This window comes from Streptomyces sp. NBRC 109706 (assembly GCF_000974485.1).
In the GTDB taxonomy this organism is placed as follows: domain Bacteria; phylum Actinomycetota; class Actinomycetes; order Streptomycetales; family Streptomycetaceae; genus Streptomyces.
Map to the genome: position 1 here is coordinate 738,741 of NZ_BBOM01000005.1, position 14,393 is coordinate 753,133.

Sequence of the window (14,393 nt, forward strand, 5' to 3'; positions counted from 1 at the left end):
CAGGGTCGTGTCAGTCAATGGTCTGTCGGGGTCCGGGGGGAGCCGGAGGGGCGGGTTGGACCCGCCCCTCCGACCTGGCCCGTCAGACCTCTTCGACGCTGCTCGGCTCCCGCCGGGACAGGTCGATGCCGAGTTCCTCCGCGGCGCGGAAGACGTCCTCGTCTGTGTCACGCATCTCGATGGACATGCCGTCCGAGGACAGCACCTCCACGTTCAGGCAGAGCGACTGCATTTCCTTGATGAGCACCTTGAAGGACTCGGGAATGCCGGGCTCGGGGATGTTCTCGCCCTTGACGATCGCCTCGTAGACCTTGACGCGGCCGGTGACGTCGTCGGACTTGATGGTCAGCAGCTCCTGGAGGGCGTAGGCGGCACCATATGCCTCCAGCGCCCACACCTCCATCTCGCCGAACCGCTGGCCGCCGAACTGCGCCTTACCACCGAGCGGTTGCTGGGTGATCATGGAGTACGGGCCGGTGGAGCGGGCGTGCAGCTTGTCGTCCACCAGGTGGTGCAGCTTGAGGATGTACATGTACCCGATGGAGATCGGGTCCGGGAACGGCTCGCCCGAGCGGCCGTCGAAGAGCCTGGCCTTGCCCGAGGGCAGCACCAGCCGGTCGCCGTCGCGGTTGGGGATGGTGGCGCCGAAGAGGCCCGCCAACTCGTCCTCGCGGGCACCGTCGAACACCGGGGTGGCGACGTTGGTGCCGGGCGCGACATCGTCCGCGTCGATCGCGGCGAGCCGCTGCTGCCACTCCTCCTCCAGGTCCTCGACCTTCCAGCCCTGGGAGGCCAGCCAGCCGAGGTGGATCTCCAGCACCTGCCCGGGGTTCATCCGGGAGGGCACACCCAGCGGGTTGAGGATGATGTCGACGGGCGTGCCGTCCTCCATGAACGGCATGTCCTCGATGGGCAGGATCTTGGAGATCACGCCCTTGTTGCCGTGCCGTCCGGCGAGCTTGTCGCCGTCCGTGATCTTCCGCTTCTGCGCGACATAGACGCGAACCAACTGGTTGACGCCCGGGGGCAGTTCGTCGCCCTCCTCGCGGTCGAAGACCCGCACGCCGATGACCTTGCCGGTCTCGCCGTGCGGCACCTTCAGCGAGGTGTCGCGGACCTCACGGGCCTTCTCGCCGAAGATCGCGCGCAGCAGGCGCTCCTCCGGGGTCAGCTCCGTCTCGCCCTTGGGCGTGACCTTGCCGACCAGGATGTCGCCGGCCTCGACCTCGGCGCCGATCCGGATGATGCCCCGGTCGTCCAGGTCGGCCAGGACCTCCTCGGAGACGTTCGGGATGTCCCGGGTGATCTCCTCGGGGCCGAGCTTGGTGTCCCGGGCGTCGACCTCGTGCTCCTCGATGTGGATCGAGGAGAGGACGTCGTCCTGCACCAGCCGCTGGCTGAGGATGATCGCGTCCTCGTAGTTGTAGCCCTCCCACGGCATGAACGCGACCAGCAGGTTCTTGCCGAGCGCCATCTCACCGCTCTGGGTGGACGGACCGTCGGCGATCACCTGGCCGGTGACGACGCGGTCCCCCTCCTCGACCATGACCTTCTGGTTGAACGAGGTGCCCTGGTTGGAGCGGTGGAACTTGGCCAGCCGGTAGGTGACATGGGTGCCGTCGTCGTTCTGCACCGAGATGTAGTCGGCCGAGACGTCGGAGATCACGCCGTCCTTCTCGGCCTTGATCACATCGCCGGCGTCGACCGCGGAGCGGTACTCCATGCCGGTGCCGACCAGCGGCGACTCCGCCTGGATCAGCGGCACCGCCTGGCGCATCATGTTGGAGCCCATCAGCGCGCGGTTGGCGTCGTCGTGCTCCAGGAACGGGATCATGGCCGTGGCCACCGACACCATCTGGCGCGGCGAGACGTCCATGTAGTCGACCTCGGTGCCGGCGACGTAGTCGATCTCGCCGCCACGGCGACGCACCAGCACCCGGGACTCCGCGAAGTGGTAGTCGTCGGTGAGCGGCGCGTTGGCCTGCGCGATGACGAAGCGGTCCTCCTCGTCGGCGGTCAGGTAGTCGACGGAGTCGGTGACGATACCGTCGGTGACCCGGCGGTAGGGCGTCTCGACGAAGCCGAACGCGTTGACCCGGCCGAAGGCGGCGAGCGAGCCGATCAGACCGATGTTGGGACCCTCGGGCGTCTCGATCGGACACATCCGACCGTAGTGCGAGGGGTGCACGTCACGGACTTCGAGACCGGCCCGCTCCCGGCTCAGACCGCCGGGGCCGAGCGCCGAGAGACGACGCTTGTGGGTCAGCCCGGAGAGCGGGTTGGTCTGGTCCATGAACTGCGACAGCTGGCTGGTGCCGAAGAACTCCTTGATGGAGGCGACGACCGGCCGGATGTTGATCAGGGTCTGCGGCGTGATCGCCTCGACGTCCTGGGTGGTCATCCGCTCACGGACGACGCGCTCCATCCGGGCCAGGCCCGTGCGGACCTGGTTCTGGATCAGCTCGCCGACGTTGCGCAGCCGCCGGTTGCCGAAGTGGTCGATGTCGTCCGTCTCGACGACGATCGTCCGGCCCCCGGCGACGACCGTCTCGGTCTCGCCGGCGTGCAGCCGCACCAGGTACTTGATGGTGGCGACGATGTCCTCGACGGTGAGCACGCCCGCGTCCAGCGGCTCGTCCCCGCCCAGCTTCTTGTTGATCTTGTAACGACCGACCTTGGCCAGGTCGTACCGCTTGGGGTTGAAGTAGAGGTTCTCCAGCAGCGTCTGGGCGGCCTCGCGGGTCGGCGGCTCGCCCGGACGGAGCTTGCGGTAGATGTCGAGCAGCGCGTCGTCCTGCCCCTGGGTGTGGTCCTTCTCCAGGGTGGCGCGCATGGACTCGTACTCGCCGAACTCCTCCAGGATCTGGTCGGAGGTCCAGCCGAGGGCCTTCAGCAGCACGGTGACGGACTGCTTGCGCTTGCGGTCGATGCGGACGCCGACCATGTCGCGCTTGTCGATCTCCATCTCCAGCCAGGCACCCCGGGACGGGATGATCTTGGCGGAGAAGAGGTCCTTGTCCGAGGTCTTGTCGATGCTGCTGTCGAAGTAGACGCCCGGGGACCGCACCAGCTGGGAGACGACCACGCGCTCGGTGCCGTTGATGCAGAAGGTGCCCTTGTCCGTCATCAGCGGGAAGTCACCCATGAAGACCGTCTGCGACTTGATCTCGCCGGTCTCGTTGTTGGTGAACTCCGCGGTGACGAACAGCGGGGCGGCAAAGGTGAAATCGCGTTCCTTGCACTCGTCGATCGAGTTCTTCGGCGGCTCGAAACGGTGGTCGCGGAACGTCAGGGACATCGACCCAGAGAAGTCCTCGATCGGGGAGATCTCCTCGAAGATCTCCTCCAGACCGGACTTCCTCGGAACGTCCTGTCCACTCTCCAGCGCGGCCTCGACGCGGGCTTTCCAGGCGTCATTACCGAGCAGCCAGTCAAAACTCTCGGTCTGCAGCGCAAGGAGATTGGGAACCTCTAGCGGCTCCTTGATCTTCGCAAAAGAGACACGCAGCGGTGCAGTGCTGGTGCCGTTGTTCGTACTGTTGGTCGAGGCGTTGCGCGAGGCGGCCAAGAGGGGGTCCTTCCGAGGGCTCGGACTCTCTGCGCGCGTGCCGGCCCCCTAGGTGACGGGCAGGAGGCAGCTAGGCAGCGCAAAGGGTCAGTGTAGTCACAAGACCCACTGATGTCCAATGCCCATATCTATCAATCGAGGAGCCACCCTCGGCCGTGCTCCGTACCGCCGCCAGCCGCCTCGAAGGCTGGCAACGGACCCGTCTGCCGCAGTACTTCCCACTACGCCGGCGATCCATTCCTCGGATCGCGGATCGATCCGGCGTGCGACCAGAGAATCGCGCGACCGCCGCGGTTCGTCAAGGCCCCGACTCCCCCGCCACCCGTCCCGGGCACGTCGGGAGAGACGACCGAAGATCACCATACCCGCCCCCGCGTCACGGGCAAGGAGGCCGCTGCGGGAACGCCCGGGGGCGACCACCCGACTGGGTGATCGCCCCTGGTAGGAGAGGGGGAAGCGACGCCGGGCGTCACTTCACCTCGACGGAGGCGCCAGCGCCCTCCAGCGACTCCTTGGCCTTGTCGGCGGCCTCCTTGGTGACCTTCTCGACGACGGCCTTGGGGGCGCTGTCGACCAGCTCCTTGGCCTCCTTCAGACCCAGCGAGGTCAGCTCGCGCACGACCTTGATGACCTGGATCTTCTTGTCGCCGGCACCGGTCAGGACGACGTCGAACTCGTCCTTCTCCGGCTCGGCCTCGGCGGCACCGCCGCCGGCGCCCGGGGCGGCGACCACGGCGGCCGGGGCGGCGGCCTCGACGTCGAACTTCTCCTCGAACTTCTTCACGAAGTCCGACAGTTCGAGCAGGGTCATGTCGGCGAACTGCTCAAGCAGCTCGTCCTGGCTCAGCTTCGCCATGATGGCGGTCCTTCCACTTGAGTCGGCTGGTGCCGGTTGAACGTGAGACGCGGGCCGAACAGCCCACGCCTGAGGTCCTCCGATGGGACCGGGAGACGAGAGACGTCGCTCCGGCTATTCGGCGGACTCGGCGGCGGCCGGCGCACCGGCACCACCCTGCTCGACCTTGTTCCGCAGGGCGTCTGCCGTGCGGACGAACTTCGTGAGCGGGGCCTCGAAGGTCGCGGCGGCCTTGGCCATCGACGCCTTCATGCCACCGGCGAGCTTGGCGAGCAGAACCTCGCGCGGCTCCAGGTCGGCCAGCTTGACGATCTCGGCGGCGTTGAGCGCCTTGCCGTCGAGGACTCCGCCCTTGATGACCAGCGCGGGGTTCTCCTTGGAGAAGTCCCGCAGGCCCTTCGCCACGTTGACCGGGTCACCGGTCACAAAGGCGACGGCGGTGGAGCCCTTGAAGAACTCGTCGAGCCCGCTGACTCCGGCCTCGTTGGCCGCGATCTTGGTCAGCGTGTTCTTGGTCACGCGGTACTGGGCGTTCTCGCCGAGCGAGCGGCGCAGCTCCTTGAGCTGAGCCACGGTAAGGCCCGTGTAGGCGGTGACCACGGCCGCGTTGGAGTTCTCAAAACGCTGCTTGATCTCCTCGACGACCGCGCCCTTGTCGGACGTAGCCATAACCTCGGCCCTCCTTCCGGGTTTTTCCGCAGGTGTTCAGCAACCGCGGCAGAAGGGGCCGACCCAACAAAAAAACGCCCTCAGCGCAGGCGCTCAGGGCGGAACACAGCACGAAACAAACTATGTTCTTCCACGATCACCTGCGCGGGTCGCCGCGTGAGCGGTCCTTCGGCCACCCCGAATCCAAACGGAAACAGGGCGACAACCAGCGGTCTCTGGCTTCACGTGGAAGAGTACGTGAGCGATTCGCGGATTCGCAAATCGCCCCGGGGGAAGCGGAACCGGGCCGGCCGACCGGCCGGCCCGGGGCGGTCAGACCGCGCCCATCTCCGCCAGCAGGTCCATGAAGTCGAAGACCGAATCGGCCGGCGGCGCCTCGACCGCGATGTCGGTGTTGTAGTCGAAGTACCGCATCTCGTACTCGATCGGGCCCTCGTTGCTGTCGTAGCTCTGCACGATCCGCACCGGCAGGTCGTTCTCGTCGATCCAGACGTCGATGTCGTAGCTCTCGATGCCCTGCTGCTCCATCATCTCCACCAGCTGCTCAAGCTCCGCGTCCGTGAGCGTGGCGGTGGCCCCGCCGCTGTCGCCGGCGATCGCGTCCTCAACGGTGACGGTGCCCTGGTAGTGCCGGGTCTCGACGCCGTCCAGCGTCTCCTCGCCGACCTCCTCGATCCCCGGGGACTGGAGCATGATCCCCATCTGCTGCGCCGGGTCCTGGTTGGTGGACTCGAGCCCCATCGTCAGGGCATCGACCATGGCCTGGTCGCCGGTCTCCTCGGCGATCGCGGTGAGGTCCAGGCTGAGCCATTCACGGCCCTCCATCTCGGCCGCGAACTCCTCGCCCATGTTCATGTACATCACGTTGTCGAGCCAGCGGATGGTCATCTCCTGCGGGGCGCCCGGGGTGGCCGCCAACTCCTCGGACTGCACGGCCATCTCCATGACCAGCGCCGAGTCCCAGCTCATGACGCCGTCCATCGTCATCTCGCCGCCGGCGGAGGCGGGGGCGGACATCCGGCCCTCGAACCGGGCGGAGGTCATCTCCGAGGTGGTCTCGGCGGCGGCCTGGAGCGCCGAGGCGGCGTCCGAGACCGAACGCTCGCCCCCGCCTCCACCCTCGGTGGGGCCGTCGTCGCTGCCACAGGCGGCCGTGCCGGCGAGCAGCGCGACCCCGGCTATCCCGGCCGCCGCTCGAAGCGTGAAACGCATGACTCCCCCAAGGGTTGTGCTGGGTGTGGACGTGCTACGGATCCCCCGTCCACCCTTTACCGTATTTGCTCCCAGGCGTGCACAAAGCGCCCGTCCCGGTTCTGTGACAGAACCGGGACGGGCGCTCGATCAGGAACGAGATGACCCGCGGGTCAGACGAGGGCGTCCTCGGTCAGCAGGTTGCGGGTGCGGTTGGGGTCGACCGGCACACCCGGGCCCATGGTGGTGGAGATGACGGCCTTCTTCAGGTAACGCCCCTTCGCCGCCGAAGGCTTGAGCCGCAGGATCTCCTCCAGCGCGGCGGCGTAGTTCTCCACCAGCTGCGTCTCGGCGAACGACACCTTGCCGATGATGAAGTGGAGGTTCGCGTGCTTGTCCACGCGGAACTCGATCTTGCCGCCCTTGATCTCGGTGACGGCCTTGGCGACATCGGGGGTGACGGTGCCGGTCTTCGGGTTGGGCATCAGACCACGCGGGCCGAGCACCCGGCCGAGGCGGCCGACCTTGCCCATCAGGTCGGGGGTGGCCACCACGGCGTCGAAGTCCAGACGGCCGCCGGCGACCTCGGTGATCAGTTCGTCCGAGCCGACGATGTCGGCTCCAGCGGCCTCCGCGGCCGCCGCACGGTCACCCGTGGCAAAGACCAGGACCCGGGCGGTCTTGCCGGTGCCGTGCGGGAGGTTCACGGTGCCTCGGACCATCTGGTCCGCCTTGCGGGGGTCGACGCCCAACCGCATGGCGACCTCGACGGTCGAGTCGAACTTGGTGCCGGAGGTGTCCTTGGCGAGACGGACGGCCTCAAGCGGGCTGTAGACGCGCGTCTTGTCGATCTTGGCGTCCGCGCCGCGAAGAGTCTTGCTGCGCTTCACTGCTGCTCCTGGGTTGGTTCGGTGGAGTGGTGGTCCGGGCCAGCGCGTGGCCCTGCCACGAGGTCGAGAGGCTGCCGAAAGGCCGGCGGCGTCCTCAGCCCTCGACGGTGACGCCCATGGAACGGGCGGTGCCGGCGATGATCTTCTCGGCGGCGTCCAGGTCGTTGGCGTTGAGGTCGGGCATCTTGGTGGTCGCGATCTCCCGCACCTGGTCGCGCGTGATCTTGGCGACCTTGGTGGTGTGGGGCGTGCCCGAGCCCTTGTCGACGCCGGCGGCCTTGAGGATCATCTTGGCGGCAGGCGGAGTCTTGGTGATGAAGGTGAAGGAGCGGTCCTCGTAGACCGTGATCTCCACCGGGATCACCCAGCCACGCTGCGACTCGGTGGCCGCGTTGTAGGCCTTGCAGAACTCCATGATGTTGACACCGTGCTGACCCAGCGCCGGACCGACGGGCGGGGCCGGGTTGGCCGCGCCTGCCTGGATCTGGAGCTTGATCAGCCCGGTGACCTTCTTCTTCTTGGGAGGCATGTGCTCTCTCCGGGTCCTAGACGAGAGGTAACGAGGCTCCCGCCGGGCCGGTACAAGACGACCTGGCGGAAGGCATACCGCACCACGGTAGCGGGTAACCTGACGGGCCCCAAATGCGGGCCGTGATCACCTCGGTGACCGGGGGCGCGGGGCAGGCGAGGGAAAGCCCTGACCGGCCACCGCGCGTGGCCGTCCAGGACTTCCCAGGTCGTACGGGGTCAGTTCTTCTGGGACTGTCGTGGCTCTCAGGCGACCAGGGTAACCCCCTTGGCGGGACTGGCTTCCGCATGGTTCACCCGGTCGTTGTTGGTCGTTGCCGGTCGTCCCGGGCCGTCGTTTCACGGCCCACGCACGGCCCGGCGGGCCGGTTCGTCGGACGTGGTGGGGCAACGGCCGGACGGGGCGGTGCGCGTGCCCGATGTGGCCACTGAGGGTGGGGGTGGAAGCTCGGTTCGGCTTCGGTGCTTCCGGGCTGTCATAGAGCGGTCTGGCACCTCTGACACCGCCCCTGACCTGCGCTGACATCGTTCTGACACCCGCTGACAGCAGATCGGGGTGTCAGAACGGTGTCAGAGGTTCTGACACCGCCCGCCACCTATACAAACGCGGTCCCGGGCGCGAGGCTGACAGCGTTCTGACACCTCGGTTCTGACACCCCTTGGACGGCTTCCCCAGGGAGCGACACCGGGCGTCCCGGTCGCTACCCTTCGTGACTCCCGACGCTTCCTCTGGCCCCGGCTTGTACTGTCGTGTTGCCTGTTGTCTACCTGTCGCCTGTCGCCTGTCGTGTCGCCTGTAGCCCCCCAGGTCAGAGGGGGGTTTGCGGCCCCAGACAACAGGCTGACCCCCTTCACGCGACAAGCGACACGACAGGCGACAGTGCCGACCACGCGGGCCCGCACGGCCTGTAACCCGACCTGTAACTCCGCCTGTCACCTGTCACCTGTCTGTCACCTGTAACCCCCAGGTCAGAGCGGGGTTCAGCCCGCCGTGACAGGCCCCTCCCGGGGGAGGGTGACAGGTGACAGGCGGGGTAACAAGTGACAGGCCAGCGAGCTGGACAAGGTTCTCCGCGCTTCGACACCGGAACTACTTGACGTGATGAGGGGTGATGCCTTACGCGCGCGTGACGCGCGCGTCTGGGCCCCGGGATGAGCCCGGAAGGGCCGGTGATGATGAGCGCGGAGTGTCACAGCGCCCCGCTGGGCGACCGCTCAGTGAAGGGTCGCCACCGGCAGCCGATCGGACAGCCGTCGTCGCAGCGTGTTACTGGGTAGTGGGGGGCCTACTGGGTAGTGGGTAGTGGGGGGTCCCAGCTCAGGGCCGTTCAACGCTCCCCTGGGCCCCGTCCGGCTACTGGGGTGCGCCCCCACTACCCACTACCCAGTAGCGGTGCGTGGCGGCTCGCTGAGCGGCCGAACCTCGGGGGCGAGTACCCGAAGGCGAGCGGCGAGCGGTCGAAGCCGCGGGCGCGGTCCTCGAACCTAGCGGCTGTGCGGCCGATACAACCGGCCGAGTTCCCGAAGCGCGGAGCCGAGTAGCCGATGGGACACCCGGAGCGCCCGATACGGCTTGCCGCGCGCCTGCCGTGCGGACCCTCCGGTTCTACCGCGCGGCCACCTGTACCCGCTGATGTACTCGCCTTCCTTGCCGCTTCGGGTACGCGTACCTGCCGTACTCGAAGGCTCGTACCCGCCAGGGGGAGGACACCGGGCTGTAACGCTGAGCTACTGGCTAGTGGTTAGTGGCTACTGACTAGTGGCTAGTTGTTGCGGGGCAGGTGGTTGTTGACGGTGAAGCGTTGAATCTCGCCCGCTTCCGAGTGACGAGGTCACGCAGTCTGTCGCGGCGGCTTGACTCCGACGTTCGTTGCTCCGTGCCCTGAGGTGGCAAGCAAGCTCTCCAGGAGGCCTGGGAACCGCTCTTCGAGTTCGTCGGCCCGGAGATGTACGTAGCAACGGGTGCCTTCCTCACGAGTCCGTGTGACCCCCGAGGACCGCAGCACCTTCAGGTGATGGCTGAGCGTGGAGTTCGCGACGGGCGCATCCAACTCGCCCCACTGTCGCTCGACCCCGTCGGACAGTAGTCGCACCAGACCCAGCCGCAGGGGGTCGGACAGGGCGGCAAGGACGGTGGTCAGCGCCACCTCGTTCAGATCAGGGTGATGTGCATCTTTCGCCACACGTCCAGTATCGCACCTGACCCACCTTATTCGATGTTCGGCGAACATCGAATAAGGTGGGCGCCATGACACAACACCGACTCCCCGGCTGGCTGATCGGCCTCTTCGTCGCCACCCTCGCGTTGGGCACCGACGAGTTCGTGATCGCGGGCCTCCTGCCCGAACTGGCCGCCGACCTACAGATCACCACGGGCACAGCTGGTCAACTGATCACCGTGTTCGCCCTCACGTTCGCGCTCGGTGCGCCGGTGATGGCGGTCGTCTTGGACCCGTATCCACGACGGCGGGTCATCCTGACCGCCTTGGCGGTATTCATGCTCGCCAACCTCGGCGCCGCCATCGCGCCCACATTCAGCAGCTTGATCGCGCTCAGGGCAGTGGCCGGTCTTGCCGCTGCGGTGGTGTCGTCCACGGCGTTCGCGGTCGCGGCGCAGGGTGCTCCGTCCGATCGGCAGGGTCGCTATCTCTCAGTCGTCACCGCGGGGCTGACCGTGGCGCTGTTCACCGGAGTGCCGGTCGGGGCATGGATTGGCGGGTTGTTCGGGTGGCGGTCGACGTTCGTGCTGATCGCGGTCGTCGCTCTCGCCGCCATGATCGTTCTCGCAGCGGGGCTGCCCCAGCTCGAGGGAGCCCCGGCCGCGGGTCTGGTCGAGCGACTCAGCCCTCTACGCAACGTGCGCGTGCTGCGGCTCGTCCTTGCCGTGACCCTCTGTGGGGCGGGCGGTCTGATGTTCTACAGCTACCTCTCCGCACTCCTGGAGCGCAGCCAGGGCAACACGCAGGCACTGCCCTGGGTGCTTCTGCTGGTGGGCATCATCGGCGTCCCCTCAGCATTCCTGGGTGGCCGGCTTGCGGACCAGTACGGCGGGCGACGCAGCCGCCTCATCGTCGTCGGCGGACACGCCTTTGCCCTCGTTCTCGTGGGCAGTCTGATCGCATTGAGCGCGCCCTTCCCGCTGCTGCTGCTCGGCATCGCCGCCTGGTCGGTCTTCGCCTGGGCACTCAACCCACCCCTACAGGCCAGCACCATCGAAGCCGCACCCGAAGCGCCCATGACAGCCATCTCGCTCAACATCTCCGGCCTCTACCTCGGCACCGCGGCCGCAGCCGGTGTCGGCGGAATCATCGTCGACGGACCCGGGGCACTCTGGGTCCCGTTCGCCGCGGCTCTCGCGCTGACGCTCGCGTGGATCAGCGCCTCATTCCGGACACCACAACCAGCCGCGGTCACAGCATGACCCATCGCAACGCACCCCTGTCGATCGAGGGACGCCGACGGCTTGTCGAACGCTGCAAGACCCGCCCCATCGCCCACGTCGCATCAGAGATGGGAATCTCACGCGCCTGCGCATCGAAGTGGGTCAACCGATGGCGGCGTCACGGCGATGCTGGACTTCACGACCGCCCGTCGACTCCACATCGGAGCCCGCACGCCACGCCTGCATGGGTCATCGGGCACATCGAGACGTGGCGGCGAGAACACAAATGGTCGGCCCAGCGCATCACCGACGAGCTCGGTCACCTGGGCCACCGGATCAACCGGCGCACCGTGACTCGACACCTGACCAGACTCGGCCTCGGCCGACGCCGGTTCATCGACCCTGCCGGCGGCAGCAACCGCAAGCCGGGAAAGATCACCGCCCGCTGGCCCGGGCACATGATGCACCTGGACGTGAAGAAGGTCGGCAGGATCCCCGACGGCGGCGGATGGCGCGTCCATGGTCGTGACAGTGACCAGGCCAAGGCCGCCGACCGCGCCAAATCAGCGGGGGCACGGCGTGGGTACACCTACCTGCACTCCGCGATCGACGGATTCTCACGGCTCTCCTACACCGAGCCACTACTCGATGAGAAGGGAGCCACCGCGGCAGCGTTCCTTGCCCGTGCCAAGGTCTGGTTCGCCGCCCACGGCATCACCCACATCCACCGAGTCGTCACCGACAACGGCGCGTGCTACCGCTCCGGAGACTTCGCCCGCATCGTCGGCAACCAATCCCGGCACCAGAAGACCAAGCCCTACACGCCTCGTCACAACGGCAAGGTGGAGCGCTACCAGCGAATCCTGGCCGAAGAACTGCTCTACGCCCGCGACTTCACCAGCGAGGACGCGCGTTCAGCAGCGATCGCGGTCTGGAACATCCACTACAACTACCACCGACCACACTCAGGCGCAGGCGGTCAGCCTCCGGCATCCCGACTGCGGGAAGGCGTCACGAACGTCCAGCCCTCATACAGCTAGTGGTTAGTGGTGGATTGCCTGCTGGGAGTACCCTCCCCCGGGCTGAGGGCATGAGTTAGTGGTTAGTGGTGGCCCACCACTAACCACTAACCAGTAGCAGCGAGTGACCGTCGCGTCGAACGTGGCCCTCACAGAGGAGCATCAGGTGCGGCCTTCGGCCGCGCGTTCCTCGGGCGCCTCAGGGGCAGTTCGGGGTGAGGGCTGGCCGGCGGGTGCGGTCGATCGCGGAGTTCGGGATGCTCTTCAGGCGGGGCGGGCTGGGTGTGTGAGTGCGGCTGGTCGCCCACCTCGGGACGGCCTTCCAAGGGGGGCGGGGTGGCCTCTTCCCACCGACCCGACCAGACGGGAGGCAGGGAGAACTCCCTGACCCACATCCCTTGGGTTGACCTGCGGGAACACCCTCTTAGGGAGCCAGGGAGGCAGGCGCCACACTCCCTGAACCCCCAGAATTCGGCACCCGGGCGACGGGTACCGCCTCCCTCCTCCCCTAAGAGACTGCTGGCCCCGCCACGCACAGCCGCTATGCCTAGCAGCAAGGGGTGCTATGTCTAGCACCCCCGCTAGCACCCGATCCGCTGCCTGACCAGCGGCCTAGCACCTAGCACCCCTCCACCGGTGCCCCGCCAACCCCGTCTGAGAGGGGCATGCGTCCCCTTGCGTGCTGCTACCCGCTGAACACCTGGCCGCCGTGGTGGGGTCGGTGGGAAGAGGCCACCCCGCCCCCCTTGGAAGGCCGTCCCGAGGTGGGCGACCAGCCGCACACACCGCCCCGCCCCGCCTGAAGAGCATCCTGAACCCCGCGATCGACCGCACCCGCCAGCCAGCCCACACCCCGAACTGCCCCTGAGGCGCCCGAGGAACGCGCGGCCGAAGGCCGCACCTGACTATCTCTGAGCCGAGCGTGTCAGGTCTTCCAAGCCAAGGCTTGTGTGTGGGCGGCAGGGGCGTTGGGCGAGCCAGCCGGAGACTCTTGGGCCCCCGTTGACCGCGCTGCCTTCAGTGACGGTGCGGACGTGCTGAAAGCCCTGCTCAAGGTAGTAGGCGTGCAGTTTCGTGTTCGTCGTCCAGGCGTCCAAGCGCAGCCACCGCGCGCCTGTTCTGGCCGCTCGGTCGTCGGCCCAATCGAGGATGAGGGAACCGAGCTGCCGCCCGGCGCGCTCCCTCCGCACGGTGAGCTTGTGGACGTAGAGGGCCGGCTCCGCCAACTCAACGTCCGTCCAGGCACCCGGCTCCAAGTCCTCGTCGTCCAGGGTCACCGTGGCGACTGCCTGGCCGTCCACGTCGAACAGGAAGACGTTCCCCTGCTTGATGCTGGCCAGCATCAAGTCCGGGGGGTAGGGCTTGCGCCACTGGTCTATCCCCTGCGCCGAAAGCCACTGAGAAGCCTCTCGACGGAAGTCGAGGAGCGTGCCCAGGTCATCAGGGGTGGCGTATCGAACGATCATGGCTGTCCCCCACGTGCCGAAAGGTCCCCGACCTCAAATGTGATCCGGTTCAGGTCGCCCCTGAAGGTGGTGACCGTGCACCGGATCGGGCGGTCACTGCCATAGCCCGTGCGCGTCCAGACCAGCACTGGCACGCCAGGACCGATCTGGAGATCCCGAGCTTCCTCCGGAGTGGGCATACGAGTCAGCAGTTCGTCGTAGTACCCGACCTGTTCGATCCCCCGGTCCGCGAGGTAGCGCGTCGTGCCCTCTGCGATGTCTCCGGCCTGGGCGATTCGCGTGCCTTCGGCCAGCCACATGGGGTAGTACGTCGCCTGAGTCGACCAGGGCACGCCGTCCAGGTAGCGCAGACAGAACCGCAGCACGCCGTCTTGTTCGGATTCGACCCGAAGGCGGCTCGCCGCCTCAGGGGGCAAGGGCACCAGTTCGACGCGAAACTCCTGATGAGGCTCCCGGCCAACGCGTTTCACATCGGTGGTGTACGAGTCCCCTTCCTGCGGCAGCGTCAGGTTCTCGGAGCGCGATGCGTTGAGGACGAAGACTTCGGCCGATCTCACCTCGTACCCCCGGCCGTGGCTGGGGATCACAAGCCCTTCGGTGATCAGGACGTTCAGCCCCATACGAACGGTGTTCCGTGCGGCGTCGAACCTCTCGCACAGGGCCCGCTCCGAAGGCAGTTTGCTCCCCGGGGGTCTTGTGCCGTCTGCGATCTCGGCACGGAGCGCATCGGCGACCTGGCGATACAGCGGCTTGGGACTCATCCCCCCATCATGCCGCACTTGCTCAACTGGTTCATACATCTTGGCGTGAAGGGCTTGACCGGA

Annotated in this window: 10 protein-coding genes; 2 read left to right on the plus strand and 8 right to left on the minus strand. The window is 67.2% G+C overall.

Features of this window, described 5'->3' with window-relative positions:
• Positions 1-82: 82 nt before the first annotated feature.
• The 6 genes from rpoB to rplK all read right to left on the minus strand — a co-directional run bounded on the left by rpoB (position 83) and on the right by rplK (position 7,703).
• Positions 83-3,568 (minus strand): DNA-directed RNA polymerase subunit beta, encoded by a 3,486-nt coding sequence (gene rpoB / locus AOM46_RS08275; RefSeq protein WP_062207510.1) that lies wholly within the window; start codon positions 3,566-3,568, stop codon positions 83-85.
• A 469-nt stretch (positions 3,569-4,037) separates the two neighbouring features.
• Positions 4,038-4,424: a 50S ribosomal protein L7/L12 gene (gene rplL / locus AOM46_RS08280; protein WP_062207512.1), complete on the minus strand. Its 387-nt coding sequence runs from the start codon at positions 4,422-4,424 to the stop codon at positions 4,038-4,040.
• A gap of 114 nt (positions 4,425-4,538) precedes the next feature.
• Positions 4,539-5,093 (minus strand): 50S ribosomal protein L10, encoded by a 555-nt coding sequence (gene rplJ, locus AOM46_RS08285; RefSeq protein WP_062207515.1) that lies wholly within the window; start codon positions 5,091-5,093, stop codon positions 4,539-4,541.
• A 312-nt stretch (positions 5,094-5,405) separates the two neighbouring features.
• Positions 5,406-6,305: a hypothetical protein gene (locus AOM46_RS08290; RefSeq protein ID WP_062207517.1), complete on the minus strand. Its 900-nt coding sequence runs from the start codon at positions 6,303-6,305 to the stop codon at positions 5,406-5,408.
• A gap of 152 nt (positions 6,306-6,457) precedes the next feature.
• Positions 6,458-7,174, minus strand: coding sequence for a 50S ribosomal protein L1 (gene rplA / locus AOM46_RS08295; RefSeq protein ID WP_062207520.1), 717 nt, complete (start codon positions 7,172-7,174; stop codon positions 6,458-6,460).
• A 94-nt stretch (positions 7,175-7,268) separates the two neighbouring features.
• Positions 7,269-7,703 (minus strand): 50S ribosomal protein L11, encoded by a 435-nt coding sequence (rplK, locus tag AOM46_RS08300; RefSeq protein ID WP_062207522.1) that lies wholly within the window; start codon positions 7,701-7,703, stop codon positions 7,269-7,271.
• A gap of 2,247 nt (positions 7,704-9,950) precedes the next feature.
• Between rplK and AOM46_RS08305 the strand changes: the two genes are divergently transcribed.
• Positions 9,951-11,123, plus strand: a complete 1,173-nt coding sequence (locus AOM46_RS08305; protein ID WP_078856604.1) for an MFS transporter — start codon at positions 9,951-9,953, stop codon at positions 11,121-11,123.
• Complete coding sequence (locus AOM46_RS08310; RefSeq protein ID WP_062207526.1) at positions 11,120-12,124, plus strand: IS481 family transposase; 1,005 nt, start codon at positions 11,120-11,122, stop codon at positions 12,122-12,124. The genes AOM46_RS08305 and AOM46_RS08310 overlap by 4 nt, the downstream gene beginning before the upstream one ends.
• An 884-nt stretch (positions 12,125-13,008) precedes the next feature.
• Here the strand turns inward: AOM46_RS08310 and AOM46_RS08315 are convergent.
• Together AOM46_RS08315 and AOM46_RS08320 are read right to left on the minus strand one after the other, a co-directional pair.
• Complete coding sequence (locus AOM46_RS08315) at positions 13,009-13,569, minus strand: GNAT family N-acetyltransferase (protein WP_062207528.1); 561 nt, start codon at positions 13,567-13,569, stop codon at positions 13,009-13,011.
• On the minus strand, positions 13,566-14,330 hold the full coding sequence (locus tag AOM46_RS08320) for a GntR family transcriptional regulator (protein WP_062207530.1): 765 nt from the start codon (positions 14,328-14,330) through the stop codon (positions 13,566-13,568). Before AOM46_RS08320 ends, AOM46_RS08315 begins: the two co-directional genes overlap by 4 nt.
• Positions 14,331-14,393: the final 63 nt, after the last annotated feature.